We start from the raw sequence: 25,221 nt of genomic DNA on the forward strand, positions 1-25,221 counted from the left end.
GAGGCCGTCAGCCCCGCACGATGGTGGTGCGGCTGATCTCCAGACGCAGCCGGGCGCGTAGCCCCTCGGGCGCCTTCTCGCCGCTGCACTTGGTGGCGATCAGCGTCTTGACCCGCTCCTCGATGCCGTAATGCTGCAGGCAGGTCGGGCACTCGTCGAGATGCTGCTGCAGCTTGTCCCGCGTCTCCGGCGTGCACTCGCTGTCGAGCAGCGTCCACACCTCGGCGATGACCGCGGCGCACTCGGGATGCGCGGGGTCGACGGGCCCGACCGGCGGGGACCAGCGATCGTTGTTGTCGGCGGCGCTGTCACGGGTGTCACTCACGAGGAGACCTCCTCCGGCTCGTCCTGCTGTTGACCTCGGAGAAAGCCGCGGTCGCGGGCCACGTCGGCCAGCAGTTCACGCAATTGTTTCCTGCCGCGGTGCAACCGCGACATCACCGTGCCGATCGGCGTGTCCATGATCTCGGCGATCTCCTTGTACGGGAAGCCTTCGACATCGGCGTAGTAGACAGCCATCCGGAACTCCTCGGGCAGCGCCTGCAGCGCCGCCTTGATCTCGGTGTCCGGGAGCGATTCCAGCGCCTCCACCTCGGCCGACCGCAGGCCGGTCGAGGAATGCTCGGCATTGGCGGCCAGCTGCCAGTCGGTGATCTCGTCGGTCGGGTACTCCGACGGCTGCCGCTGCTTCTTGCGGTAGCTGTTGATGTAGGTGTTGGTCAGGATGCGGTACAGCCAGGCCTTGAGGTTGGTGCCGGCACGGAACGACCGGAAGCCGGCGTAGGCCTTCACCATGGTCTCCTGCAACAGGTCCTCGGCATCGGCCGGATTGCGCGTCATCCGCAGGGCACCGCCGTAGAGCTGGTCCAGCAGCGGAATGGCGTCGCGTTCGAAGCGCGCGGTCAGTTCGGCGTCGGTTTCCTCGGCCGGCGCCGCGGCCATCTCGTCGATATCGGTCATTGCGGGAGACACCGTCCCTTCTGTTGCGGCGCCACCGAACCACTCCAGTGTGAGCACCGGACGTTCAAGGCAGGCCGTTGGCACCAAAAGCTCCTATCTGACGATCCTAAAGGCAATGACCGACACAACCCCGGCTGGGCTGCGTCGCCTCGAACAACGACGCGTCGCGGCCGTGAAATTCCCGGCTCGCGCGCGGCGCTAGGCTGACCCGGTGGCACGCGCAGCAACCCCGGCCATCGGGGTCCTCGTCGCCGACGGCGCGGGCCACGAGATCCTGCGCTACCACCACGATCCGCGCACCGAATCCTTCGGTGACGAGGCCGTCGCCGCACTGGCCGACGCCCACGGACTGGCCGCCGGGCAGATCCTCAAGACCCTGGTCCTGGCGGTGCCGGGCGGGCTGGCGGTCGCGGTGTTGCCGGTGCCATCGAAGCTCTCGCTCAAGGCCGCCGCGGCGGCGTTGGGGGTGCCGAAGGCGACGATGGCCGAGCGGGCCGCCGCCGAGCGGTCCACCGGTTACGTGCTGGGCGGTATCTCACCGCTGGGCCAGCGCAAGGCATTGCCGACCGTGGTCGACTCCTCGGCGCTGCGCTTCCCGCGGGTGTTGTGCAGCGCGGGCAAGCGCGGTTGGGATGTGGCCCTTGCCCCGGCCGATCTGGTCCGGCTGACCGGTGCGGTCACCGCCGACATCCTGGCGACCTGACACCGGTTCGCGATCCGGGGCCATGATGGAGACATGTCGGACACCGTCACCCATGCCCCCGCACTGAACCGTTTCGAGATCCACGAGGACTCGCAGCTCGCCGGCTTCGCCGAATACCGCGACCACGGTGGGCAACGGATCTTCCACCACACCGAGATCGGCGAGCAGTTCGGCGGTAAGGGCCTGGCCACCAAGCTGATTCGCGGCGCGCTGACCGAGACCGCGGCCGCCGGTCTGCGGATCGTGCCGGTGTGCCCGTTCGTGGCCAAATTCGTCGACAAGCACGACGACTTCGCCGCCGAGGTCGACGAGGTGACCCCCGCCGTCCTGGATCTGCTCGGCTGATACGGCCGGCCGGCGTGCCGCCACGGATGCGCCGGCCGAAAGCTAAGGTGGCGGTGTGTCCCTCTGGTCTGCCGGACGGTATGAGGCCGTCGCGCAACAAATCTCCCCCATCGCCGCCCGCGTCGTCGACACGGCGGGCCGGCTACGGCCGCTGCCCGGTGCCGATGTCGTCGACCTGGCCTGCGGCACCGGCAGCGCCGCCCTGACCGCCGCGGCGGCGGGCGCCACCGTGACCGGTGTGGATCTGACCCCGGAACTGCTGGCCATCGCGGCCGACAAGCCCGGTGGCGACGCGGTGCGCTGGGTGGCCGCCGACGCCGCCGCGACCGGCCTGCCCGATGCCGCCTTCGACATCGTGGTGTCGAACATGGGCACCATCTTCGTCGAGCCGGTCTCGCTGGTCGCCGAGGTGACCCGGCTGCTGCGGCCGGGCGGAGTGTTCGGGTTCTCCACCTGGGTGCGCGATGCCGACAACCCGTTCTACAACCCGATCATCGACGTCCTCGGCCCGCGCCCGGCCGCCGATCACAGCCCCGATCAGTGGGGTGAGGCCGATGTCATCACCACCCGGCTGTCCGAGAACTTCGGGGAGATCTTCATCGAGAACGATTCGCACACCTGGACTTTCGAGTCCCTCGAACAGGCGGTGCGCTTCATCACCGACGAATCACCCATGCACGTCGACGTCCTGGGCCGCCTCGACGAACCGACCCGGACCCGGCTGATCGAGGCCTTCCGCGCGGCACTGGGCTCCTACGCCAGGGTCGACGGGACGATCGGTTTCCAGGCGTCCTACGCCGTGGTCGCCGCCGTGCGTCAGCCGGCCTGATAGAGGATGCCGCGGCCGATCGCCGCCCGGACCTCAGGCAGCGCGGCCACCGCCAGGGCATCGGGGTCCGCCCCGTGGTGGGCCGCTAGCAGTTCGATCAGCGTGCCCAGCGCAACCTCGCCACGGCAGCCGGCCAGCAGCGCGGTGAAGACCTCGTCGACGCCGAGTACCGCGCCCGGCCCACCGGGGCGGCGCACGGCGGCGCCGATCTGCTGCCAGCCGTCCGGACCGGGCAGTGAATGCCGTTCCAGCAGAACCGGTGCCGTGGACAACCGGGCCGCCAGCAAGGCATCGTCGGTGATGTCGCGCAGGTAGGCGCGGCGGGCGAAGAACGCCTCGACCTCGATACCGGTGAGGGCCTCGTCGGCGCCGGTGATCTCCTCCAGGATCTGCTCGGGTGCCTCGCCCGCGCGCGGGCGGCGCAGCGCGATCAGACCCATCCCTACACCGTCGATCCCCTCGTCGGCGAACCAGTCCAGCCACTGACCGCCGCGGCGGGCGGCAGCCTCCGGCGCCTCCCCGGCATCGGCCAGCCACAGCGACACGTAGCTGATCGGGTCGGCCAGTTCCCGCTGGACCACCCAGGCGTGCAGTCCGGTTCCGGCCAGCCAACCGGCCACCCGTTGCCGCCAATCCCCCTCGCGGACAATCCAGTTGGCCATGATCTGGGCGGTGCCGCCGGGTTCCAGGTGATCCGGGATCTGCTCGATCAGATTGCGGCACAACTGGTCTCCGGCCAGCCCGGAATCGCGGTAGGTGTAATCGCTGGTACCGGCCCCGACCACGAACGGCGGATTGGATACGATCAAGTCGAAGCGTTCGCCGGCCACCGGTTCGAACAGGCTGCCGTGGCGCAGATCCCAGCTCATCCGACTGAGCCGGGCGGTGGCTGCGGCCAGCGTCAGCGCCCGCTCGTTGGTGTCGGTGGCCACAATGTCCGCGCAATGCGCGTTCAGGTGCAGCGCCTGGATGCCACAGCCGGTGCCCAGGTCCAGCGCGCGGCGCACCGGGGTGCGGATGACGGCGCGGGCCAGCGACATCGACGCCCCACCGATGCCGAGCACATGGTCGCGCTGCAGCGGGCCACCGCGCAGGGCGGCGTCCTGATCGGAGACCACCAGGTGGTCACGCTCGCCGTCACTGTGCGGGCGGATGTCCAGAGCGGCCACGAAGCGCCCCGGCCCGACGAGTTCGAGCACACCGCCGGCGACCAGCGCGTCGACCGGCACCGACGGGAAGGCCCGGCCCAACCGCTCGCGGGACTCGGGCGCGCCGAGCAGGAACAGCCGGACCAGGATCGACAGCGGGTCCTCGCCGGTGGCGCGCAGCGCCGGCCACCAGACCCCGCGCCCCATGGCCGCCGACACGTCGGGCCCGAGCAGTTCGGCGACACCGTCGACGGTGTAGCCCGCCGCGCGCAGGTCGGCGCCGAGAGCGTCCAGGGCGTGCGGCCCGATCGTCAAAACAGGCCCTCGTCGTGCCGGGCGGGCTCGATGAGCTCGGGCCCGTTGTTGCGCACGCTGTTGACCAGCCGGGACACCTCCCGGATCTCGATGCGGTCCAGGTCGCCGTGCCCGCGCAGCAGCCCCTCGTCGATCGGCGCGTCCGGGTCCAGCCAGCGGTCCCAGTCGGCCGCGCTGATGGTCAGCGGCATCCGGTCGTGGATGTCGGCCAGCTGCGCCGCCGAGTCGGTCGTGATGATCGTGCAGCTGACCAACGGCGGCGCGTCCTTCGGGCCGTCCTTCGGTCGCCAGGTCGACCACAGGCCCGCCATGAACAGCGGCTCCCCGTCACCGGCGTACATGTAGAACGGTGTCTTGGCGGCCTTCTTGGCGCCCTCGGCGGTGCCCGGCTTCCACTCGTACCAGCCGTCCATCGGGACCAGGCAGCGCTTGGTCTTGGCCGAGCCGCGGAAGGCCGGCGAGGTGGTCACCGTCTCGGCGCGCGCGTTGATCAGCAGCGGGCCCTTCTTCAGGTCGGGGCCGCCGTCCTCGGCGGTCTTGGCCCACGGCGGGATCAGTCCCCAGCGCATCGAGCGGATCCGCCGGGTCGACTCGTCGTCGGGCTCGTCCTGGGTCGACGGCACGTGATCGTGGCGTTTGACCACGGTGGTGATGGTCGTGGTGGGTGCCACGTTGTAGTTGGGACCGCCCTGGTCGGCGGCCGAGTTCGTCTCGTCGAGTGCCTTGATCTTCTCGGCCAGCAGCGCCGGGTCGGTGGTCACCGCAAATCGCCCACACATACCAGGCAGGATAGAGGCCGTGAGCAACTGGCCGGCACCCACGACGACCACGCCCGTGACCGCCACCGTCGAGGTACCCGGGTCGAAATCGCTGACCAACCGCGCACTGGTGCTAGCCGCGCTGGCGGGCGCACGCCGGGACGACGCGGCACAGCCCGCGCCGTCGAGGATCGCCGGCGCCCTGCGCAGCCGCGACACCGACCTGATGATCGACGCGATCCGCGCGCTTGGCGTGCGCGTCACCGGCGCGGGTACCGATCTGACCGTCGAGGGCCCCGTCACCCCGGCCGCGGATACCCGCATCGACTGCGGGCTGGCGGGCACGGTGCTGCGGTTCCTGCCCGCGGTGGCCGCCCAGGGCACCGCGACGGTCATCTTCGACGGCGACGAGCAGGCCCGGGCCCGCCCGATCGCACCACTGCTGGACGCGCTGCGCGGTCTCGGCGTCGACATCGACGGCGACGGGCTACCGTTCCGCGTGCACGGCCGCGGCGGCGTCACCGGTGGCCAGGTGCGCATCGACGCGTCGGCGTCCTCACAGTTCGTCTCCGGCCTGCTGCTGTCCGGCGCCGGCTTCGCCGACGGGCTCACCGTGGTGCACACCGGCGATTCGGTGCCCTCGGCACCGCACATCTCGATGACGGTGTCGATGTTGCGCAGCGCCGGTGTGCGCGTCGACGACAGTGAGCCGAACCGGTGGCGGGTGGAACCCGGCACCGTCGCGGCCAGGGATTGGGTCATCGAGCCCGACCTGTCGAACTCGGTGCCGTTCCTGGCCGCGGCGGCGGTGACCGCCGGCACGGTGCGCATCAGCCGGTGGCCGGCGGCCAGCATCCAGCCCGCCGGTGACATCCTGGATCTGCTGGCCCGGCTGAATGTCACTGCCGTGCATCATGATTCATACCTGGAGGTGCGCGGCGCGGAGCGCTTCGGCGGTATCGACATCGACCTGCACGATATCGGCGAACTGGCCCCGGCGGTGGCCGCACTGGCGACGCTGGCCGCGCCCGGTTCGGTGTCCACGCTGCGCGGGATCGCGCATCTGCGCGGGCACGAGACCGACCGATTGGCCGCCCTGCGCACCGAGATCACCAACCTGGGCGGTGACTGCGCGGAGACCGACGACGGCCTGGGGATCACCGCGACGCCGTTGCACGGCGGGGTGTGGCAGTCCTACGCCGACCACCGGATGGCGACGGCGGGGGCCATCATCGGGTTGCGGGTGCCCGGCGTGGAGGTCGAGGACATCGCCACGACGGCCAAGACCCTGCCCGACTTCCCGGGTATGTGGGCCGAGATGCTGGGTCGCAGTTGAAATCTCGCGAGTACGACGAATCCGATGTCCGGGTCCGCCCGGGCAAGGGTTCGCGACCGCGCACCAAGACCCGCCCCGAGCACGCCGATGCCGAGGACGCGATGGTCGTCACCGTCGACCGCGGCCGCTGGGGGTGCGCAGTGGGCGGCGACCCGGACCGTAACGTCACCGCGATGCGGGCGCGCGAGCTCGGCCGGACTCCGATTGTCGTCGGTGACGAGGTCGGCATCGTCGGCGACGTGTCCGGGCGGCCCGACACGCTGGCGCGCATCGTGCGACGCGCCGACCGGCGAACGGTGTTGCGGCGCACCGCCGATGACACCGATCCCACCGAGCGGGTGGTGGTGGCCAATGCCGATCAGCTGCTGATCGTGGTGGCGCTGGCCGACCCGCCGCCACGCACCGGGTTCGTCGAGCGTGCCCTGATCGCGGCCTACACCGGCGGGCTGTCGCCGATCCTCTGCCTGACCAAGTCCGACCTGGCCGATGCCGCCCCGTTCGCCGCGCAGTTCGCCGAGCTGGACCTCACTGTGCTGACCGCCGGCCGCGACGACGCCCTCGACGAGGTGGCCGACACACTGGCCGGCAAGGTCACGGTGTTGCTCGGGCATTCCGGGGTGGGCAAGTCGACGCTGGTGAATCGGCTGGTGCCCGATGCGGATCGGGCCACCGGTTCGGTCACCGGGGTGGGCAAGGGCAGGCACACGTCGACCCAGTCGGTGGCGCTGCCCCTGCACGGGTCGGGCTGGGTGATCGACACCCCCGGCGTGCGCTCCTTCGGATTGGCCCATGTGCAACCCGACGACGTCGTACAGGCCTTCTCGGATCTGGCCGCCGCCGTCGACGAATGTCCGCGCGGCTGTGGGCATCTGGGGCCCCCGGCCGATCCCGAGTGCGCCCTGGACGCGCTGACCGGTCCGGCCGCCGCGCGGGTCGCCGCGGCCCGTCGCCTGCTGGTCACTCTCGGCGAAGCGGGCTACTGACCCCGGCGAGCGTGCGTAAAAGCAGAACCGCGAGCGGCGTGTCTGGGTGCAGACACGCACGCTCGCGGTGAAGGGGGTGGAGCTTTTTAGGCGGCGGCCTTCTGCTTGCGCCAACCACCACCGCGCACCGTGGCGATCGCGGACTTCAGGCCGCGGCGCTTGCCGGTGGCGGGATCGGTGACACCGAACCCTTCGAGCTCGTCGAACATCCGCTCGCTGCGGGTCTCCGGCGCGTTGTCCCGGGTGTCGGTGAGGTACTTGTCCGGCAGCGACAGCTTGGCGATGGTGCGCCAGGCCTTGCCGTACTGCACCAGGAACGGCCCGGTGGTGTAGGGCAGGTCGTACTTCTCGCACAGCGCCCGCACCTTGATCGAGATGTCGTAGTAGCGGTTGCTGGGCAGATCGGGGAACAGGTGATGTTCGATCTGGTGGCACAGGTTGCCGCTCATGAACCGCAGCACCGGCCCGTTCTCGAAGTTCGCACTGCCCAGCATCTGGCGCAGGTACCACTGACCGCGGGTCTCACCGACCATGTCGGTCTTGGTGAACTTCTCCGCACCGTCGGGGAAGTGGCCGCAGAAGATCACGGCATTGGCCCAGACGTTGCGGATGATGTTGGCCATGAAGTTGGCCCGCATCGTCGACCGGTAGGTCGCCTTCGGCGACAGCGAGGTCAGCGCGGGCCACAGGACGTAGTCCTTGGCGATCTGATGCCCGGCCTTCACGCCGAATTCCTTCATCCGGACGACGGTGGCCTTGCGGTCGTCGCGACCCTTGAAGATCTTGCCGATCTCCAGGTGCTGCAAGCCGACGCCCCATTCGAACAGCGACATCAGGGCCGTGTTGAACAGGAGGTTGAACACGTTCATCGGCTTCCACTTCGCATCACGGGTGACGCGGATCAGGCCGTAGCCCACATCGTCGTCCATGCCCAGGATGTTGGTGTACTTGTGATGCATGAAGTTGTGGGTGAACCGCCAGTGCTTGGACGCGCCGCCCATGTCCCACTCCCACGTCGAGGAGTGGATCTCGGGATCGTTCATCCAGTCCCACTGGCCGTGCATGACGTTGTGGCCGATCTCCATGTTCTCGATGATCTTGGCCACGCCCAGCGTGGAGGCTCCGGCCCACCAGTAGGCGCGCTTGGAGCTACCGGCGAGCAGTGCCCGGCCGGTGAGTTCGAGTACCCGCTGGAAGGCAATGGTCCTGCGGATATAGCGCGCGTCATCGGCGCCGCGCGAATCTTCGATGTCCTGACGGATCGCGTCCAGTTCTGCACCCAGCGCTTCGATGTCCGCCTCGCTGAGATGCGCAAATTCCGGTACGTCGGTTACTGCCATGGTCGTTCGGCCCTCCTTCCGGTTACTACGCTAGCGTAACCTACGCAACCGTAGGTTACTAGTCAGTAAAAGCTATGCGTCCAGCGTGCAGTCGCCCGACGCCGCGGAGACGCAGGTCTGCACCCGGGACCCCGGCTCGTGCTCCACGCCGGTGCGCAGGTCACGCACATGACCCTGGACCAGGCCGACGACACAGGACTGGCAGATGCCCATCCGGCAACCGAACGGCATCTGGATACCCGCGCCCTCGCCGGCCTCCATCAACGATGTTGCGGCATCGGCGGTCACACTCTTGCCGCTGCGCTCGAAGGTGACGGTGCCACCGGTGCCGTGCGGCGCCGCCCGGGTGACGGCGAACCGCTCCAGGTGCAGCTGCCCGCTGATCCCGGCCTCGGTCCACAGCCGTTCGGCATCGCCCAACATGGCCTCCGGACCACACGCCCAGGCCTGGCGGTCCTGCCAGTCCGGCACCACCTCGGCGAGGCGGTGCAGATCCAGCCGGCCCTGGGTGCGCGTGGTGCGCAACTCCATCCGGTAGCCCGGATGCGCGTCGTGCAGTGCCTTGAGCTCACCGGCGAACATGACGTCGGCCTCGGTCGGCGCGGAGTGCACGTGCACGATGTCGGTGATCTGATCGTGGCGCACCAGCGTGCGCAGCATCGACATCACCGGGGTGATCCCCGATCCCGCGGTCAGGAACAGCACCTTGGCCGGCGCCGGGTCCGGCATCACGAAATTGCCCTGCGGCGCGGCCAACCGCACGATCGTGCCCGGGGCCACACCGCCGACCAGATGGGTCGACAGGAAACCCTCCGGCATCGCCTTGACCGTGATGGTGATGAGTCGACTGTCGCGGCCACCACGCACCGGCGCGGAGGTCAACGAGTACGAACGCCACCGCCAGCGGCCGTCCACCAGCAGGCCGATGCCGATGTACTGGCCCGGCTCGTAGTCGAAGGAGAAACCCCAGCCGGGCTTGATCACCAACGTTGCGGAGTCGACGGTCTCGCGTCGCACCTCCACCACGCGGCCGCGCAGTTCGCGGGCCGACCACAGCGGGTTGGCCAGCTTCAGATAGTCATCCGGCAGCAAGGGGGTGGTGATGCGGCCGACGACGGTTCGCAGCGCATGCCACCCGCGGTGACGGTCGGCCCCCGCGATGGTCGGGCGCACGGTGTCGGCCACTTTGGCCGAGACCTTGATTTCATTCTTGGCCACGCAACCTACGGTACCGTAAGTTACGGGTCCGTACACAGCCTTCCCGTGTGATCGGCCGGCCCGCTCGACGCGATCTGCGTCACAACAGTTCCAGTAGGAACGGCAACTCCGAGGGCGCGTACCACGCCAGGTCGTGATCCTGCGCGTCGCCCACCGCGAGCTCGGCATCCTCATCGCCCAGATCGGCCTCGTCGATCACCTCGACGGCGGTGAGCACGGCGGGCTCGGCATCGGCATTGTCCACATACGCTGCGATGACGTCGTCGATCGCGACGGGTCCGGCCAACCGGACCACCGCGTCGTCGAGGTCGGGCCGCACCGTCGCACCGTCGACCTCGGCGACCAGCACGGCCCGCCGCGGCGGCAACGCGTCCACGTCCGGCGTCGCCTGTTCGCCCGACAGCAACCGCAACGAGGCCAGTGCGGCGTCGCGCAGCGCGACCTCGGACAGCTCGTCCTCGTCACCCTCGGAGTAGGCCTCGCGCAGCGCCGGGGTGACCGCGAAGGCCGTCCCGCTGCGGGCATGGATCAGCCGGTCGGCGACGAACTGCTGCAACATCGCCAGGGTCGCCGGAATGTAGACACGCACCGTGGCAGGTTAGCGCCCCGGCTTGTCCGCGTGCTGACCGTTGGACCCGGCCTCGGGATCCTTCTCCACCGACAGCACGAAATCGTCACCGTGCTGGGTGACACCGGCGATCACCGCCGAGTGCACCGCCTCGACCGCATACTGGCGGCGCACCATCAGCGGGTCCTGGCGCAGGTCCTTCACCAGCGCCACCGCCAGGCCGATCATCACCACCACGAACGGCAGCGCCGCGATGATCGTGATCGACTGCAGACCGGTCAGCGCATCCGAGCCACCCGCCAGCAGCATCACCGCGGCGACCGCACCGGTGGCCACACCCCAGAAGATGACGGTCTTGCGACTCGGTTCGATGGTGCCGCGTTCGGACAGCGAGCCCATCACGATCGACGCGGCGTCGGCGCCGGAGACGAAGAAGATGGCGACCAGCACCATCACCACCACACTGGCGATACCGGCGATCGGATAGTCGGCGAGCAGGCCGAACAGCTGGGCCTCCTGACTGCCCTCCCCGGCCAGGTCGGTGCCGCCGCGCTGGGCGTCGATGGCCGCGCCGCCGAAGATGCAGAACCAGACCAGCGAGACCAGGCTGGGAACCAGCAGCACGCCGGTGACGAACTGGCGGATGGTCCGACCGCGGGAGATGCGCGCGATGAACATCCCGACGAACGGGGTCCAGGAGATCCACCAGGCCCAGTAGAAGATGGTCCACGAGCCCAGCCAGGCCTCGGTCTCGGCGCCTTCGGCGCCGGTGCGCGCGGCCATCATGGCCAGGTCCTGGAAGTAGCTGCCGATCGAGGTCGGGATCAGGTTCAGGATGAAGATGGTCGGCCCGACGATGAACACGAACAGGGCGAGCAGCAGCGCCAGCACCATGTTGATGTTGGACAGCCACTGGATGCCGCGGGCCACGCCGGACACCGCCGACAGCACGAACGCACACGTCAGCACCGCGATGATGCCGATCAGGATGGCGTTGCCGGTTTCCCCGATGCCGGCCACGATCTGCAGGCCGCTGCGGATCTGCAGCGCCCCCAGGCCCAGCGAGGCGGCCGATCCGAACAGCGTCGCGAAGATGGCCAGCATGTCGATGACCCGGCCGAGCCCGCCCTTGGCACGATCCCCGATCAGCGGTTCGAAGGCGGCGCTGATCAGTTGGAAGCGACCCTTGCGGTACACGCCGTAGGCGATGGCCAGGCCGACGACGGCGTAGATGGCCCACGGGTGCAGGGTCCAGTGGAACAGCGTGGTGGCCATGGCGTGCTGCACGGCTTCGGCACTGCCCTCGGGTCCGGTGCCCGGCGGCGGGGTCACCATGTGCGACAAGGGTTCGGCGACACCGAAGAACATCAGGCCGATGCCCATGCCGGCGCTGAACATCATCGCCACCCAGGACACCGTGCGGAACTCGGGCTCCTCGTCATCGCGGCCCAGCGGGATATTGCCGAAGCGGCCCATGGCGATCCAGAGCACGAAGATGACGAACCCCGACGCGGTCAGGGTGAACAGCCAGCCCGCGTTGGTCAGCACCCAGCCGAGCGCATCCCCGGAGGCCGATGCCAGACCCGCGGTGTCGATGAAGCCCCACACCAGGAATGCCACGGCGATCACCGCGGTGACGCCGAAGACCAGCCAGTCCAGGCTGCGTCTGTCGGTCAGTTTGACCTCGTCGATCGGTACGTCGAGGACGGGGTGCGGTATCACGTCGAGCTTGTCGAGTTTCGTATCTTCACTATCGGTATCTGGCATGGTTGATCCATCAGATACCGCCCGGGGCTATCTCGTCAACTTCGCTAACGAGTTGCCTCGAGCAGTTCGTCGAGCGATTCGCGCAACAACGACGGCAGCACCTCGACATCGCTCATGGCGTCCCGATCGGCGTTGATACCGAAGTAGAGCATGCCGTTGTACGAGGTCACGGCGATGGCCAGCACCTGGTTGGTCAGCAGCGGCGCGACAGCGTAGGTCTCCAGCAATTTCGCCCCGGCGATGTACATCTGCTTCTGGGCGCCCGGCACATTGGTGATCAGCAAATTGAACTGGCGAGCCGAGAAACTGGTTGCCACCCGAATACCCATGGCGTGCAGGGTGGGCGGCGCGAAACCGGACAGGGTCACGATGGTGCGCGCGTCGACCAGGCTGGCCGCGGTGGAATGGGATTCGGTGGCATGCGCGATCTGCGAGAGCCGCACCACCGCATTGCCCTCCCCGACCGGCAGGTCGACCAGGAACGGCGAGACCTCACTGATGGCCTGACCGGGTCCGGCGGAGTCGATCTCGGCGTCGGGGTAGACCGAGTTCGGCGCCATCGCGCGCACCGTCGAGGTCGAGGTCACCGGTTCCCCGCGCGACAGCAGCCAGTTGCGCAGCGCGCCGGCCACCACCGCCAGCACCACATCGTTGACATCGCATTCGTAGCGGGCCCGCAGGTCGCGGTAGTCGGCGAGCTTGTGCGCGGCGACGGTGAGGCGGCGGTTGCGCGACACCGTGGTGTTCAGCGGGCTGCTCGGCGCGGTGCCGCGGGCCACCGTGCGGGCCACTTCGGCCACCCGGCGCCCGGCGTCGACGAGCGCCCCGGCATTGGTGATCATCTCCTGCACCGACGACCGGAGCGCCGCGGCCTGGGCGGTGGGCCGGGTGATCCACTCGCCGATCGCCCCGGCCAGCAGCCGCTCGGCACTGGGCTGGCGGGCCGGGATCCAGATGTCCTCGCCGAATTCCGGGGCCTTGGCCGTCCGGTCGGCGATGACGTGACCGATCTCCAGTGCCGACATCCCGTTGACCAGCGCCTGATGCGATTTGGTGTAGATGGCGATCCGGTTCCCGGTCAGCCCCTCGATGATGTACATCTCCCACAGCGGGCGCGACTTGTCCATCGGCCGCGAGCCGATCCGGGCGATCAGGTCGTGCAGCTGGGCGTCGCTGCCCGGCGAGGGCAACGCCGAGCGCCGCACGTGGTAGGTGATGTCGAAATCGTCGTCGTCGACCCAGACCGGGCGGGCCAGTCCGAACGGCACCTCGCGCACCTTCTGCCGGTAGCGCGGGATCTGGGGCAGCCGCTGCTCGACGGTGGCCAGCACGGTTTCATAACTGAGCCCGCCGCGGGGCTTGCGCACGATGGACAACGAGCCGACGTACATCGGCGTCGAACTGTTCTCCAGGTGATAGAACGCCGCGTCGGATGCCGACAACCTGGTCACCATCGCGACGCCGACCCCCCTTGCTTGTTGTCAACGCCACCGTAGCGGCACAGGTGTGAGTCCCGCATCACGGGAGGTCGAACCCCTCGCAGAACGGGCGGGCGACCGCAAATTCGGTGCGCAGCACCGGCTGCCGCCCGTGCGAACATGAATATGCCTGTGCCTCTCCAGCAGCCGCCGTATCCGACCCTGCCCGCTGGAGTGCCCGTGACGTCCACCCCGCAGCACCGACCGCTGTGCACCACCACGCCGATCATCGACTGCGAGCCGCCGCCGCTCGGCATGCCGCATCACCTGCCGGCGGCGATCTCCGCGCCGCGCAGGCGCACACCTCGCCGGACCGGTCCGCCGGCGATCGCCGGTGAGGTCCCGGCACCGACCGCCGCCGCGGTGTTCACCGATGCCGCACTGCGCCGGGTGCTCGAGGTGGTGGACCGTCGGCGTCCGGCCGCCCAGTTGCGCGGTCTGCTGACGCCGACGCTGATCGACACCATCCGGTCGCTGGCGCGGCTGCCGCAGGCCGGCGGGACCGCGGTGCTGCGCCGGATCCGGTTGCGCAGCATCACATCCGACGCCGGTACCGCGGTCACCGCGGCCGAGGTGTTCGCCACCTACACCCGCGGCCCGCGGGTGCGCGCCATCGCCGGCCGGGTCGAGATCATCGGCGGGCGCTGGCAGCTGGTGGCGCTGCAGATCGGTTGAGCGTCAGCGCTTCTTGCCGCGGCGGGCCGCCTCGCGGCGTTCCTTGCGGGTGCCGCCGCCGGCCGGTTGCGCGGCGCCGCCGCCCCGCTTGACCTCGGCCGAGCCATCCTCGGCGGGACCGGTATAGGTCAACGGCGGCGCCGTGCCGTCGTTGATCCCCTTCGCCTGCACGCCCGCCGGGCGTTCCTTGGTGGCGACCTGTCCCTGCCGGTCGGCACCCTGCTGACCCTGTTGGCCGCCGGCCTGCTGCGCCGCGGCGGCGAACTGGGCCAGCCCGGTCGACATCGGCTGCACCACCGGTGCGGTCTGCGGGGCGGCCTCGACCGCAACGTTGAACAGGAAGCCGACGGACTCCTCCTTGAGACCCTCCAGCATCGCGACGAACATGTCGTAACCCTCGCGCTGGTATTCGACCAGCGGGTCGCGCTGGGCCATCGCGCGCAGGCCGATGCCCTCCTTGAGGTAGTCCATCTCATAGAGGTGCTCACGCCACTTGCGGTCGATCACGTTGAGCAGCACGTTGCGTTCCAGCTGCCGCATGGCGCCCTCGCCGCCGATGGCGTCGATCTGGGCCTCCCGCTCCGCGTACGCGCGTTCGGCATCCTTGATCAGCGCGTCGAGCAGCTCCTCGCGGGTCAGCTCACCGGGCTCGCCGATGGCGTCGGAATCCAGCAGATCGTGGTGGTCGATGCTGACCGGGTACAGCGTCTTGAGCGCCTCCCAGAGCTTCTCCAGATCCCAGTCCTCGGAGTAGCCCTCCGCCGTCGCCCCGTCCACGTAGGCGGTGATGACGTCGACCATCATGTCGTGCGCCTGCTGCTGCAGGTTCTCGCCCTCCAGGATCATCCGGCGCTCGTCGTAGATGACCGTGCGCTGCCGGTTCATCACCTCGTCGTACTTCAGGACGTTCTTGCGGACCTCGAAGTTCTGCTGCTCGACCTGGGTCTGCGCGCTCTTGATCGCGCGGGTGACCATCTTGGCCTCGATCGGCACGTCCTCGGGCAGGTTCAGCCGGGTCAGCAGCGTCTCCAGCGTCGCACCGTTGAAGCGGCGCATCAGCTCGTCACCGAGGGACAGATAGAAGCGGGATTCGCCCGGGTCGCCCTGGCGGCCCGAGCGGCCGCGAAGCTGGTTGTCGATGCGGCGCGACTCGTGCCGCTCGGTGCCCAGTACGTACAGACCACCGGCGGCGCGCACCTCGTCGGCCTCGCCCTTGGCCTCTTCCTTGATCTTGCTGACGGTCGATTCCCAGGCCGCCTCGTACTCCTCGGGCGTCGTCACCGGGTCCAGGCCCTGTTCCTTGAGCCGCTTGTCGGCCAGGAACTCGACGTTGCCGCCCAGCACGATGTCGGTACCGCGGCCGGCCATGTTGGTGGCCACGGTGATGGCCCCGCGCCGGCCGGCCTCGGCGATGATGTTGGCCTCTTGCTCGTGGTACTTGGCGTTGAGGACGTTGTGCGGCACCTTGCGCTTCTGGAACTGGCGCGACAGGTACTCCGAACGCTCCACCGAGGTGGTGCCGATCAGGACCGGCTGGCCCTTCTCATAGCGTTCCACCACATCATCGACGACCGCGATGTACTTGGCTTCCTCGGTCTTGTAGATCAGGTCGGACTGGTCCTCGCGGATCATCGGCCGGTTGGTCGGGATGGAGACCACGCCCAGCTTGTAGATCTCGTGCAGCTCGGAGGCCTCGGTCTGGGCCGTACCGGTCATCCCGGACAGCTTCTTGTAGAGGCGGAAGTAGTTCTGCAGCGTGATGGTGGCCAGCGTCTGGTTCTCGGCCTTGATCTCGACGCGTTCCTTGGCCTCGATGGCCTGGTGCATGCCCTCGTTGTAGCGGCGGCCCACCAGCACACGGCCGGTGAACTCGTCGACGATGATGACCTCACCGTTGCGCACGATGTAGTCCTTGTCGCGCAGGAACAGCTCCTTGGCCTTCAGCGCGTTGTTCAGGTAGCTGACCAGCGGCGAGTTGGCGGCCTCGTACAGGTTCTCGATGCCGAGCTGGTCCTCGACGAACTCGACACCGAGTTCGTGCACGCCGATGGTGCGCTTGCGCAGGTCCACCTCGTAGTGGGTGTCCTTCTCCATCAACGGGGCCAGCCGGGCGAACTCGGCGTACCAGTTGGACGCGCCGTCGGCGGGGCCGGAGATGATCAGCGGGGTGCGGGCCTCGTCGATGAGGATCGAGTCGACCTCGTCGACGATCGCGAAGTGGTGTCCGCGCTGCACCATCTCCTGCACGGAATGGGCCATGTTGTCGCGCAGGTAGTCGAAGCCGAACTCGTTGTTGGTGCCGTAGGTGATGTCGGCGGCGTAGGCCGCGCGGCGCTGGTCGGGGGTCAGCCCGGACAGGATGACGCCGACCTCCAGACCGAGGAAGCGGTGGATGCGGCCCATCTGCTCGCTGTCGCGCTTGGCCAGGTAGTCGTTGACCGTGACGATGTGAGCGCCCTTGCCGGTCAGCGCATTCAGATAGGCGGGCAGCACGCCGGTCAGGGTCTTGCCCTCACCGGTCTTCATCTCCGCGACGTTGCCGAAGTGCAGCGCCGCGCCACCCATCAGCTGCACCGGGAACGGCTTCTGGCCGAGCACCCGCCAGGCCGCCTCGCGGGCCACCGCGAAGGCCTCGGGCAGCAGGTCATCGACGTCCTCGCCGCCGGACAGCCGCTCGCGGAACTCGTCGGTCTTGGCACGCAGCTCGGCGTCGGAGAGCTTCTCGACGTCGTCGGACAGGGTGTCCACATAGTCGGCCACCTTCTTGAGGCGTTTGACCATGCGGCCTTCACCGAGCCGGAGCAACTTATCGAGCACGCTATTTCCCCTGTGGGTCGACGAATCTGGACAGCCGATGGGCCTGTTCCATCGTAGGCGACAGGCTGAGAGGGCCTCCCAGAAAGCCTCCGACGAGTGTCGATGCAGGCAACGAGCCCCCGGCCGGGTGGCCGGGGGCTCGTGCTTCGGGCGGCGGGATCAGGCCAGCCGGATCAATCCGTAGTCGTAGGCGTGCCTGCGGTAGACCACCGTCGGCCGGTCCGACTCCTTGTCGTGGAAGAGGAAGAAATCATGGCCGACCAGTTCCATCTCGTAGAGCGCGTCGTCGACGCTCATCGGGGTGGCCTCGTGGGTCTTGGTGCGCACGATGCGACCCGGCTCGTGGAATTCGCTCGGGTCGAGTGAGAAGGGGTCCGGCGTGGCGGGCGCCTCCTCGGGCGGCAGCACCGCGGTGGCCTCGTGCAGCGAGACCGGCGTCTTGTCGCCGTAGTGGATCTTGCGGCGGTCCTTGGTGCGGCGCAGCCGGGCTTCGAGTTTGCTTGCCGCAGATTCGAGCGCGGCGTAGAAGCTGTCGGCGCAGGCCTCGCCCCGGACGACCGGTCCACGGCCGCGGGCGGTGATCTCGACATGCTGACAGTTCTTGCGCTGGCGTCGGTTGCGTTCGTGGTCGAGTTCCACATCGAACAGATAGATGGTCTTGTCGAAACGCTCGAGCCGGGCCAGCTTCTCCGCGACATAGATGCGGAAGTGCTCCGGTACCTCGACGTTGCGACCCTTGACGACGACATCGGCGTTCATCGCCGGCGCGTCAGGGAGTTCGGACCGGTCATCCATGACCATGGTCGAGCGTTCAGATTCCACGGAATTCGTTGACATGCTTGACAACTCATTTCTGTCGGCAGTCGCACGCAGAACGCGTGCCGGATCGTGATGATTACGCCGACGAGGATGTGCATGTCGCGCGCCCGCCGGCGTCAGGTGTCGAGTTCTCACCTCCTACCGCACTCGGGCAGTCCCGGTGCCGCACGGGCGCCCGCCTGGGGCAGGTGCCGCCGTGAAGCATTCACGGGTTGTTGGCACCGACGGTAGTCGGAGTTCACCTGACTGTGCCACCAATTTCGCAGACCTGTTTTGAGTTCTTCATCTACCGGCAACAGCCGCCCGCCCGGATCACGCGGCGGCCAGTGCGACAACTGCCTGCACAGCCGCCCCGGCAGTTTGCAGGGCACGCACCGATTCACAGGCCGTCGCGCCGGTGGTGACCACGTCGTCGATGACGATCACCGGTCCGTGCACCGGGCGTGTCACCCGCACCCGGCCGGCCAGGTTGCGCTGCCGGTCGGCACTGGACAGCCCGACCGAGTCGCGGGGGAATCCGGTCAGCCGCAGCGCCCCGGTGACCGTGACACCGGGCAGGTCGGCGGTCGCCGCGCGCGCCACCCGGGTCACCGGATCACCCCCGCGGCGCCGGGCCGCCAGCCGGCGGGTGGGCGCCGGGACCACGGTCAGCGGGACGTCGAGCAGGCCCCAGCCGAGCAGCCGGTCCAGCCCGACCCGCAGCGTCTGGCCCAGCGGACCGACCAGATCGGCGCGGCCGCGTTCCTTCACCGCGACGATGGCATTGCGCCGGGCGCCGGCATAGCGGCCGAGCACCAGCACCGGCACACCCGGGTCGAGGCGTGGCGTGGCGACATGGGGCTGGGCGGCGCGGGCGCGCAGTTCGGCCGCACAGGTAGCGCACCAGCGCGTCGCCGGCGCGCCGCAGCCCCCGCACTCCAGCGGCAGCATCAGATCCAGCAGCACCGGTCCAGTGTCGACGGGGGCTCTGACATCACCCGGCCGGTGCGCGGCGAAACCCGCGTACCGGGGGTGCACGCGTCGAAGTCCGCCCCGGGTACGCGGGTTTCGCCGGCAACCGGGCCGGACACCGTCGGCGTTACCGTTAGCATTTCGGCATGTTCGCGCAGCAGCAGGCCATCGTCACCGGCGCCGGCTCCGGGATCGGCGCGGCACTATGCCGCGCGCTGGCCGGGGCCGGGGCCGAGGTGGTGTGCACCGATATCCACGCCGCCGCCGCCCGCGCGACCGCCGAACCGCTCGGTGCGCGCTGGGCCGCCCTCGACGTCACCGACGCCGTGGCCGTGCAGGCCTGCGTCGACGAGGTGGTGGACCGGGCCGGCCGGCTGGACCTGATGTTCAACAATGCCGGCATCACCTGGGGCGGGGACACCGAACTGCTGACGCTGGCGCAGTGGGACGCGATCATCGACGTCAACATCCGCGGGGTGGTGCACGGGGTCGCGGCCGCCTATCCACTGATGGTGCGCCAGGGGCGCGGGCACATCGTCAACACCGCCTCGATGGCGGGGCTGGCCGCCGCCGGTCAGATCACCAGCTACGTGATGACCAAGCACGCCGTCGTCGGGCTGTCGCTGGCCCTGCGGTCCGAGGCGGCCGGCCGCGGGGTCGGGGTGCTGGCCATCTGCCCCACCGCCGTGGAGACACCGATCCTGGACAAGGGTTCCGTCGGCGGGTTCGTCGGCCGCGATTTCTACACGATGGGCCGGCGCAACGCGACGTTCGCCTCGGCCGACGACCTAGCCGCCGACACCTTGCGCGCCATCGAGGACAACCGGGCGCTGCTGGTGTGGCCGCGGCAGGCCCGGCTGGCGTGGCGGTTCGCCCGGTTCGCACCCGGACTGATGCAGCGCATGTCGACCCGGTTCGTCGACCGGCAGCGCGCCGCGCAGCAGCGCCGCTGATCAGCCCGGTAGCACCGGCACCGCGCCGGCGACCATCAGCGGCCGGACCTCCGACCAGGTGAGGTCGTTGTCGGCGGCCGACCCGGACAGCTGCAGGATCCCCCGCCGGTCGGCCACGTACACCGTGGACGGGTTGGCCGCGACCACCGACATCGGCACCGCCAGGTTGCCGTTGGGACCGTCGGAGTTGACGCCGTCGAGGTTCACATAGGACACCGGGTGCGCGGTGTCGGTCCGGGTGACCACGATGTCGTCACCGGTGCGCCATGACAGCGACACCGCGGTGTCACGCAGCCCGAAACCCAGCCGGCGCGGATAGGTCAACGCGTATCCCCCGCCGGGGGTCTGCTCCACCCCGGCCAGGATCACCTCGCCGTTGATCACCATGGCCGCCCGGGTGCCGTCGCGTGAGAGCTGCAGTTCGCTGATGGCGCCGGGGAACTTGGTGGCCACCGCGGTCGAGTCGACCGGGATGCGCGCGGGCTGCCCCGAGGCCGCCTCCTGCAGCACGCGCACCACGTTGACCCCGTCGACGACGGTCCAGATCGCCTCGTCGAGCGACCAGCTGGGCCGGGTCAGCGAGCGCCCGTCCAGCGCCTGTGCCGCATCGCCACCCACCGGCCCGATCCACAGCGAGGACGCCATGTCGGGGGCATCGCGGCGCAGCACCACCACCGACGCGATCTCCTGCCCGCTGCGCGACAGCGCGGCCGCGGTCTGGTCGGGCATCTGACCGAACGGGCCGGGCACCCGCGGGGCGCGCTGGCCGTCCAGGTAGACCAGCGATCCGCCGACCAGGGCGTGCAGCCCGGCGCCGGCACCGTCGGCCGCACCAGGGTCGCTGGCGGCCACATCGGCGGTGTCCCAGCCCTCGGCGAACCGGTCGTCCAGGGCCGCACCGTCGGCGTTGATGATGTAGGGGCCGTTGATACCGGCCCGCGCCAACGTCCAGATGATCTGCGCGGCAAGCAATTGCCGAGTGTGCGGGTCGGTGGTGGACAGGTTCTCCAGGTCGATGCGGGCGCCGCCGTACCCGCGGCCCACCCCGGTCTTGCTGCCGTCGGCGCGGGTGACCGGGCCGCGCAGCCGCATCGGCGCGGCTAGCAGATTGCGCACGGTGTGCGCCATCTCCGGGCGCGGGCCGGTGATCAGCTTGCTCATCAGCTCGGTGGCCAGTTGATCGGAATCCGACACCGCCACATAGCGTGGGTCGGGCACCACGGTGTTGCCGGTCGGGTCGGTGAAATACAGCGTGTTGCGCCGGTAGGTCTGTTGGAACTGCTGCCAGTCCAGGAACACCCCGTTGGGCAGCCGGTCGATGCGCCAGCCGCCGGGAGTCTGCACCAGCTCGATGGGCCCGGGATCGGGCAACGCGCCCTCGGCGGTCTCGAAGACGCCGACATCGGACAGCGAGCCCAGGATGTCGGCCTGCATGGTGACCGACACCCGATCGGGCCGGCGGGTCTCGGTGAACACCACCCGGTCGATCAGCAGGGCGCTGCCCGCGTCATCCCAACCGCGCGAGGCGGATTCGGTGAGGAACTGGCGGGCGGCCAGGTGCCGGTTCGCCGGATCGGCGGTGGCCTTGAGGAATTCGCGCAGCAACACGTCGGGTTCCATGCCCGGTGTCGGGGTGGGCAGCCGGGGCGGCGCGGCCCGCTCGACGGTGCCGATCGCCTGCGGCGCAGACGATGTCGGCACGCCCGCGCATCCGGACACGGCGAGCACCACCGACAACGCGACGCTCACCGCCGCGAGGACGCGTCTCATACGCCCTCCGATTCCCGGTCGCGCCTGCCGCGGTCGGCGGCGCGGGTCGGCCCGCTCACACCGACGGGCTTGAGCGGCAACGGGCTGGTGGTCACCTTGTGCCCTCGCACCAGCGGCAGCGTCAGTCGGAAACAGGCACCCTTGCCGGGTTCGCCCCAGGCCTCCAGGCGCCCCTGGTGCAGCCGGGCGTCCTCGATGCTGATCGCCAGGCCCAGGCCGGTGCCCCCGGAGCGGCGCACCCGCGACGGGTCCGAGCGCCAGAACCGGCTGAACACCAGCTTCTCCTCGCCCGGGCGCAGCCCGACGCCGTGATCGCGGACCGTCACGGCGACCGTGTCTTCGTCGGCGGCCATCCGGATCTCGACCGGTTTGCGTTCGGCGTGGTCGATGGCGTTGGCGATCAGATTGCGCAGGATGCGTTCCACCCGGCGCGGATCGACCTCGGCGATCACGCCGTCACCGGGCATGTCGACATCGAGTTGCACGGCGGCGTCGGCGGCCAGGTGCCCGACGTTGTCCAGCGCGCTCTGTACGGTGGCGCGCAGATCCACCGCCTCGACGGCCAGCTCGGCGACACCGGCGTCGTGCCGCGAAATCTCCAGCAGGTCGGCCAGCAGCGTCTCGAACCGATCCAGTTCGTTGACCATCAACTCGGTGGACCGGCGTAGCGCGGGGTCCAGTTCGTCGCTGTGATCGTGGATCAGGTCGGCGGCCATCCGCACCGTGGTGAGTGGGGTGCGCAACTCGTGACTGACGTCGGAGGTGAAGCGGCGCTGCAGATTACCGAACTCCTCGAGCTGGGTGATCTGACGCGACAGGCTCTCGGCCATGTCGTTGAACGACACCGCCAGCCGGGCCATGTCGTCCTCGCCGCGCACCGGCATCCGCTCGGTGAGATGACCCTCGGCGAAGCGCTCGGCGATCCGCGACGCCGACCGCACCGGTAGCACGATCTGGCGGGCCACCAGCAGCGCGATCGCGGCCAGCAGGCCCAGCAGCACGATGCCACCGGTGGCCATGGTGCCGCGCACCAGCGCGATGGTGGATTCCTCGTTGCTCAACGGGAAGATCAGGTACAGCTCGAGATTGGTGACCGCCGACCGCGACGACCCGCTGGGGCTGCCGACGATCAGCGCGGGGCCGGAGAAGCCGTCGGTGTGCACCGTCGCGTACTGATAGCTGACCTGCCCGGCCTGTACGAAGTCGCGCAACGCAGCGGGGATCTGCTGTACCGGCCCGGCCGCGGTGGCCGCGCGCGGCCCGTCACCGGGAACCACCAGCACCGCGTCGTAGGCGCCGGCCAGACCGGGTCCGGCATCGGCCTTGCGGTCGATCAGGGTGTTGCGCGCCAGTTGCAGGCTGCTGTCCAGCGAGCGGGTCTCCTCGCCGCCGACGATGCCGCCGACGGTGTCGCGGGCCCGCTCGATCTCCTCGGTGGCCGCGCGGACCTTCACCTCGAGGATGCGGTCGGTGATCTGACTGGTCAGCACGAAACCGAGGACCAGGATGACGGCCAGGGACAGCCCGAGGGTCAGCGAGACCACCCGCAGCTGCAGCGAACGGCGCCAGGCGAAACTGATGGCGCGGCCGAGCGCGCCGAGACCGCGCAGCATCGGGGACGGGCCCCGGAACCGGCTGCGGCCACGTTGTCTGGATCCGAAGATCACAGGTACTGCCGAACGATCACGACGGCGGTGCCGTCACACATCACGGCGGTCCGGCCTTGTATCCCACTCCTCGAACGGTCAGCACCACCTGCGGATTCTCCGGGTCGGTCTCGACCTTGGCCCGCAGTCGCTGCACATGCACGTTGACCAGCCGGGTGTCGGCGGGATGCCGGTAACCCCAGACCTGTTCGAGCAGCACATCCCGGGTGAACACCTGCCGGGGTTTGCGGGCGAGGGCCACCAGGAGGTCGAATTCCAGCGGCGTGAGCGAGATCTGCTCACCGTTGCGGGTGACCTTGTGGGCCGGCACGTCGATGTCGATGTCGGCGATCGAGAGCATCTCGGCCGGCTCGTCGTCGTTGCGGCGTAACCGGGCCCGCACCCGGGCCACCAGCTCCTTGGGCTTGAACGGCTTCATCACGTAGTCGTCGGCGCCGGATTCCAGACCCAGCACCACATCGACGGTGTCGGTCTTGGCGGTCAGCATGACGATCGGGACGCCGGAGTCCGAGCGCAGCACCCGGCAGACGTCGATGCCGTTCATCCCGGGCAGCATGAGATCCAGCAGGACCAGATCGGGCCGCAGCTCACGCACGGCGGTGAGCGCCTGGCTGCCGTCGCCGATGACTGCGGTGTCGAAACCCTCGTTGCGGAGGACGATGGTGAGCATCTCGGCCAATGACGGGTCGTCGTCGACGACCAGGATCCGTTGCCTCATGGTGACCATGGTGTCACCACAAGGGGACAAAACCCGGGTGCCACGCGGTGCCGGCTGTGTTATCGGCGTGCCGCGCCCACCCCGGCCGGGCGGCCGCCGGAACTGCGCGTGGCATGTCCGCGTGCCGAGTGGGTACACCGACCCGCATGAGCAACCAGGACGCCTCCGCCCCGGATCCCGACACCGTCGTCATCTTCGCCCCGCTGCCGGTCCTCACGGTGACCGTCGAGGACCGCTCCGGTGAGGACGACATCCACGTGCACGCCGGCGGACAGGGCGTGTGGCAGTCCCGGATGGTGTCCTCGCTCGGCGTGCCGGTGGTGCTGTGCTGCGCGCTCGGTGGCGAGACCGGTCACGTGCTGGGCCACCTGTTGCCCGGCCGTGGGATCGACGTCAAGTCGGTGCCGGTGAGTTCCCGCAACGGGGGCTACGTCCACGACCGCCGCGAGGGCAGCCGCGACATCGTCGCCGAGTCGGCCGGCAACGCGCTGGACCGCCACGAACTCGACGCGCTCTACGAGCTGACCCTGACCGAGGGCCTCACCCATGGCCGGGTGCTGCTGTCGGGTCCGCAGGAGGACCGTGCGCTACCCGCCGAGATCTACCGGCGCCTGGCCGCGGATCTGAGCGCCAACGGCTGCAAGGTCACCGCCGACCTGGCCGGCGACCGGCTGGAGGCGGCGCTCGCCGGTGGCCTGGAGCTGGTGAAGGTCAGCCACGAGGAGTTGCTCGACGACGGCCGCGCGAAGTCCGACGACGCCGGCGAATTGGTCAAGGCCATGCACGGCATGCGCGAGGAGGGTGCGGCGACCATCGTCGTCTCCCGTTCCGGCGCGGCGCCCGCGTTGGCGCTGACCGCCGAGGACGACGTGCTGGAGGTCGTGATGCCCAGCCTGGAGCCCGCCGACCCGCGCGGCGCCGGGGACTCCATGACGGCGGGCATGGTGGCCGCACTGGCTGCCGGTGATCCGATCCGGCGCGCCCTGCAGATCGGTGCGGCGTGCGGGGCGCTCAACGTGGTGCGGCACGGGCTGGGCACCGGCGGGGCGCGCGCCGTGCAGACCCTGGCCGAGCGCGTCGAGCTGCGGCCCTGGAAGAAGTAG

General features: G+C 69.5%; 23 protein-coding genes. 8 read left to right on the plus strand and 15 right to left on the minus strand.

All coding sequences use genetic code 11. The annotated features are described in order from the left end of the window. Window positions 1–7: 7 nt before the first annotated feature. The gene (gene rsrA, locus BST17_RS09365) at window positions 8–325 is read right to left on the minus strand and encodes a mycothiol system anti-sigma-R factor (RefSeq protein WP_083057348.1); all 318 of its coding nucleotides are present in this window, start codon (window positions 323–325) and stop codon (window positions 8–10) included. Next, window positions 322–960 carry a sigma-70 family RNA polymerase sigma factor gene (locus BST17_RS09370; RefSeq protein ID WP_207573601.1) on the minus strand — a complete coding sequence of 213 codons (639 nt, stop codon included), beginning with the start codon at window positions 958–960 and terminating at the stop codon, window positions 322–324. The genes rsrA and BST17_RS09370 overlap by 4 nt, the downstream gene beginning before the upstream one ends. Before the next feature lie 211 nt (window positions 961–1,171). Between BST17_RS09370 and BST17_RS09375 the strand changes: the two genes are divergently transcribed. The 3 genes from BST17_RS09375 to BST17_RS09385 are packed head-to-tail and all read left to right on the plus strand — an operon-like array spanning window position 1,172 to window position 2,837. Beyond that, the gene (locus BST17_RS09375) at window positions 1,172–1,663 is read left to right on the plus strand and encodes an aminoacyl-tRNA deacylase (protein ID WP_083057351.1); all 492 of its coding nucleotides are present in this window, start codon (window positions 1,172–1,174) and stop codon (window positions 1,661–1,663) included. A gap of 33 nt (window positions 1,664–1,696) precedes the next feature. Continuing rightward, the gene (locus tag BST17_RS09380) at window positions 1,697–2,008 is read left to right on the plus strand and encodes a GNAT family N-acetyltransferase (protein WP_083057353.1); all 312 of its coding nucleotides are present in this window, start codon (window positions 1,697–1,699) and stop codon (window positions 2,006–2,008) included. 55 nt (window positions 2,009–2,063) lie between these two features. Further along, window positions 2,064–2,837, plus strand: a complete 774-nt coding sequence (locus BST17_RS09385) for a methyltransferase domain-containing protein (RefSeq protein ID WP_083057354.1) — start codon at window positions 2,064–2,066, stop codon at window positions 2,835–2,837. Here the strand turns inward: BST17_RS09385 and BST17_RS09390 are convergent. Next, window positions 2,825–4,300 (minus strand): DUF7782 domain-containing protein, encoded by a 1,476-nt coding sequence (locus BST17_RS09390; RefSeq protein ID WP_083057356.1) that lies wholly within the window; start codon window positions 4,298–4,300, stop codon window positions 2,825–2,827. The genes BST17_RS09385 and BST17_RS09390 overlap by 13 nt on opposite strands. Then, on the minus strand, window positions 4,297–5,079 hold the full coding sequence (locus BST17_RS09395; protein ID WP_083057357.1) for an SOS response-associated peptidase: 783 nt from the start codon (window positions 5,077–5,079) through the stop codon (window positions 4,297–4,299). The genes BST17_RS09390 and BST17_RS09395 overlap by 4 nt, the downstream gene beginning before the upstream one ends. Before the next feature lie 10 nt (window positions 5,080–5,089). Between BST17_RS09395 and aroA the strand changes: the two genes are divergently transcribed. Then, window positions 5,090–6,394 carry a 3-phosphoshikimate 1-carboxyvinyltransferase gene (gene aroA / locus BST17_RS09400; RefSeq protein WP_109750072.1) on the plus strand — a complete coding sequence of 435 codons (1,305 nt, stop codon included), beginning with the start codon at window positions 5,090–5,092 and terminating at the stop codon, window positions 6,392–6,394. Beyond that, window positions 6,391–7,377, plus strand: a complete 987-nt coding sequence (gene rsgA, locus BST17_RS09405) for a ribosome small subunit-dependent GTPase A (protein ID WP_083057361.1) — start codon at window positions 6,391–6,393, stop codon at window positions 7,375–7,377. Before aroA ends, rsgA begins: the two co-directional genes overlap by 4 nt. Before the next feature lie 86 nt (window positions 7,378–7,463). On the opposite strand, the gene BST17_RS09410 is transcribed toward rsgA, so the two are convergent. The 5 genes from BST17_RS09410 to BST17_RS09430 form a co-directional block, all read right to left on the minus strand. Continuing rightward, window positions 7,464–8,717, minus strand: a complete 1,254-nt coding sequence (locus BST17_RS09410; RefSeq protein WP_083057362.1) for a fatty acid desaturase family protein — start codon at window positions 8,715–8,717, stop codon at window positions 7,464–7,466. Window positions 8,718–8,789: 72 nt separating this feature from the next. Then, window positions 8,790–9,935 (minus strand): ferredoxin reductase, encoded by a 1,146-nt coding sequence (locus BST17_RS09415; protein WP_083057364.1) that lies wholly within the window; start codon window positions 9,933–9,935, stop codon window positions 8,790–8,792. Between the two features lie 79 nt (window positions 9,936–10,014). Next, window positions 10,015–10,524: a DUF6912 family protein gene (locus BST17_RS09420; RefSeq protein ID WP_083057365.1), complete on the minus strand. Its 510-nt coding sequence runs from the start codon at window positions 10,522–10,524 to the stop codon at window positions 10,015–10,017. Window positions 10,525–10,533: 9 nt separating this feature from the next. Continuing rightward, window positions 10,534–12,270, minus strand: coding sequence for a BCCT family transporter (locus BST17_RS09425; RefSeq protein WP_083057367.1), 1,737 nt, complete (start codon window positions 12,268–12,270; stop codon window positions 10,534–10,536). A gap of 44 nt (window positions 12,271–12,314) precedes the next feature. Continuing rightward, a complete protein-coding gene (locus tag BST17_RS09430; protein WP_083057368.1) occupies window positions 12,315–13,724 on the minus strand; it encodes a WS/DGAT/MGAT family O-acyltransferase in 1,410 nt (469 codons plus the stop codon). Between the two features lie 198 nt (window positions 13,725–13,922). Here BST17_RS09430 and BST17_RS09435 point away from each other — a divergent pair, with 198 nt between their 5' ends. Then, window positions 13,923–14,423: an Rv3235 family protein gene (locus BST17_RS09435; RefSeq protein ID WP_407937741.1), complete on the plus strand. Its 501-nt coding sequence runs from the start codon at window positions 13,923–13,925 to the stop codon at window positions 14,421–14,423. Window positions 14,424–14,426: 3 nt separating this feature from the next. On the opposite strand, the gene secA is transcribed toward BST17_RS09435, so the two are convergent. From secA to BST17_RS09450, 3 genes are all read right to left on the minus strand, one after another. Continuing rightward, entirely contained in the window at window positions 14,427–17,240 is a 2,814-nt protein-coding gene (gene secA, locus BST17_RS09440; RefSeq protein ID WP_083057371.1) for a preprotein translocase subunit SecA, read from the minus strand. Between the two features lie 159 nt (window positions 17,241–17,399). Continuing rightward, entirely contained in the window at window positions 17,400–18,077 is a 678-nt protein-coding gene (gene hpf / locus BST17_RS09445) for a ribosome hibernation-promoting factor, HPF/YfiA family (RefSeq protein WP_083057373.1), read from the minus strand. A 294-nt stretch (window positions 18,078–18,371) separates the two neighbouring features. Further along, a complete protein-coding gene (locus tag BST17_RS09450; RefSeq protein ID WP_083057544.1) occupies window positions 18,372–19,001 on the minus strand; it encodes a ComF family protein in 630 nt (209 codons plus the stop codon). A 155-nt stretch (window positions 19,002–19,156) separates the two neighbouring features. Here BST17_RS09450 and BST17_RS09455 point away from each other — a divergent pair, with 155 nt between their 5' ends. Next, window positions 19,157–19,963 (plus strand): SDR family NAD(P)-dependent oxidoreductase, encoded by an 807-nt coding sequence (locus BST17_RS09455; RefSeq protein ID WP_083057374.1) that lies wholly within the window; start codon window positions 19,157–19,159, stop codon window positions 19,961–19,963. Here BST17_RS09455 and lpqB read toward each other — a convergent pair whose 3' ends face one another. Genes lpqB through mtrA form a run of 3 tightly spaced genes read right to left on the minus strand, consistent with a single transcriptional unit; the run spans window position 19,964 to window position 24,127 of the window. Next, on the minus strand, window positions 19,964–21,733 hold the full coding sequence (gene lpqB, locus BST17_RS09460; RefSeq protein WP_083057376.1) for an MtrAB system accessory lipoprotein LpqB: 1,770 nt from the start codon (window positions 21,731–21,733) through the stop codon (window positions 19,964–19,966). It abuts the gene before it with no gap. After that, window positions 21,730–23,400, minus strand: a complete 1,671-nt coding sequence (gene mtrB / locus BST17_RS09465; RefSeq protein WP_083057377.1) for an MtrAB system histidine kinase MtrB — start codon at window positions 23,398–23,400, stop codon at window positions 21,730–21,732. Before mtrB ends, lpqB begins: the two co-directional genes overlap by 4 nt. Window positions 23,401–23,440: 40 nt before the next feature. Further along, window positions 23,441–24,127 (minus strand): two-component system response regulator MtrA, encoded by a 687-nt coding sequence (gene mtrA / locus BST17_RS09470; RefSeq protein WP_019514701.1) that lies wholly within the window; start codon window positions 24,125–24,127, stop codon window positions 23,441–23,443. Between the two features lie 137 nt (window positions 24,128–24,264). Here mtrA and BST17_RS09475 point away from each other — a divergent pair, with 137 nt between their 5' ends. After that, window positions 24,265–25,221 (plus strand): 1-phosphofructokinase family hexose kinase, encoded by a 957-nt coding sequence (locus BST17_RS09475; RefSeq protein ID WP_083057379.1) that lies wholly within the window; start codon window positions 24,265–24,267, stop codon window positions 25,219–25,221.

Origin of the sequence: Mycolicibacterium bacteremicum (assembly GCF_002086115.1) — a bacterium.
GTDB classification, from domain to species: Bacteria; Actinomycetota; Actinomycetes; order Mycobacteriales; family Mycobacteriaceae; genus Mycobacterium; species Mycobacterium bacteremicum.

Bases quoted from the DNA above. Each gene is read 5' to 3' on its own strand.
- BST17_RS09370 (WP_207573601.1), bottom strand. From the start codon at position 960: ATGACCGATATCGACGAGATGGCCGCGGCGCCGGCCGAGGAAACCGAC.
- BST17_RS09380 (WP_083057353.1), top strand. From the start codon at position 1,697: ATGTCGGACACCGTCACCCATGCCCCCGCACTGAACCGTTTCGAGATC.
- BST17_RS09395 (WP_083057357.1), bottom strand. From the start codon at position 5,079: ATGTGTGGGCGATTTGCGGTGACCACCGACCCGGCGCTGCTGGCCGAG.
- BST17_RS09410 (WP_083057362.1), bottom strand. From the start codon at position 8,717: ATGGCAGTAACCGACGTACCGGAATTTGCGCATCTCAGCGAGGCGGAC.
- BST17_RS09425 (WP_083057367.1), bottom strand. From the start codon at position 12,270: ATGCCAGATACCGATAGTGAAGATACGAAACTCGACAAGCTCGACGTG.
- BST17_RS09430 (WP_083057368.1), bottom strand. From the start codon at position 13,724: ATGGTGACCAGGTTGTCGGCATCCGACGCGGCGTTCTATCACCTGGAG.
- hpf (WP_083057373.1), bottom strand. From the start codon at position 18,077: ATGTCAACGAATTCCGTGGAATCTGAACGCTCGACCATGGTCATGGAT.
- BST17_RS09455 (WP_083057374.1), top strand. From the start codon at position 19,157: ATGTTCGCGCAGCAGCAGGCCATCGTCACCGGCGCCGGCTCCGGGATC.
- lpqB (WP_083057376.1), bottom strand. From the start codon at position 21,733: ATGAGACGCGTCCTCGCGGCGGTGAGCGTCGCGTTGTCGGTGGTGCTC.
- mtrA (WP_019514701.1), bottom strand. From the start codon at position 24,127: ATGGTCACCATGAGGCAACGGATCCTGGTCGTCGACGACGACCCGTCA.
- BST17_RS09475 (WP_083057379.1), top strand. From the start codon at position 24,265: ATGAGCAACCAGGACGCCTCCGCCCCGGATCCCGACACCGTCGTCATC.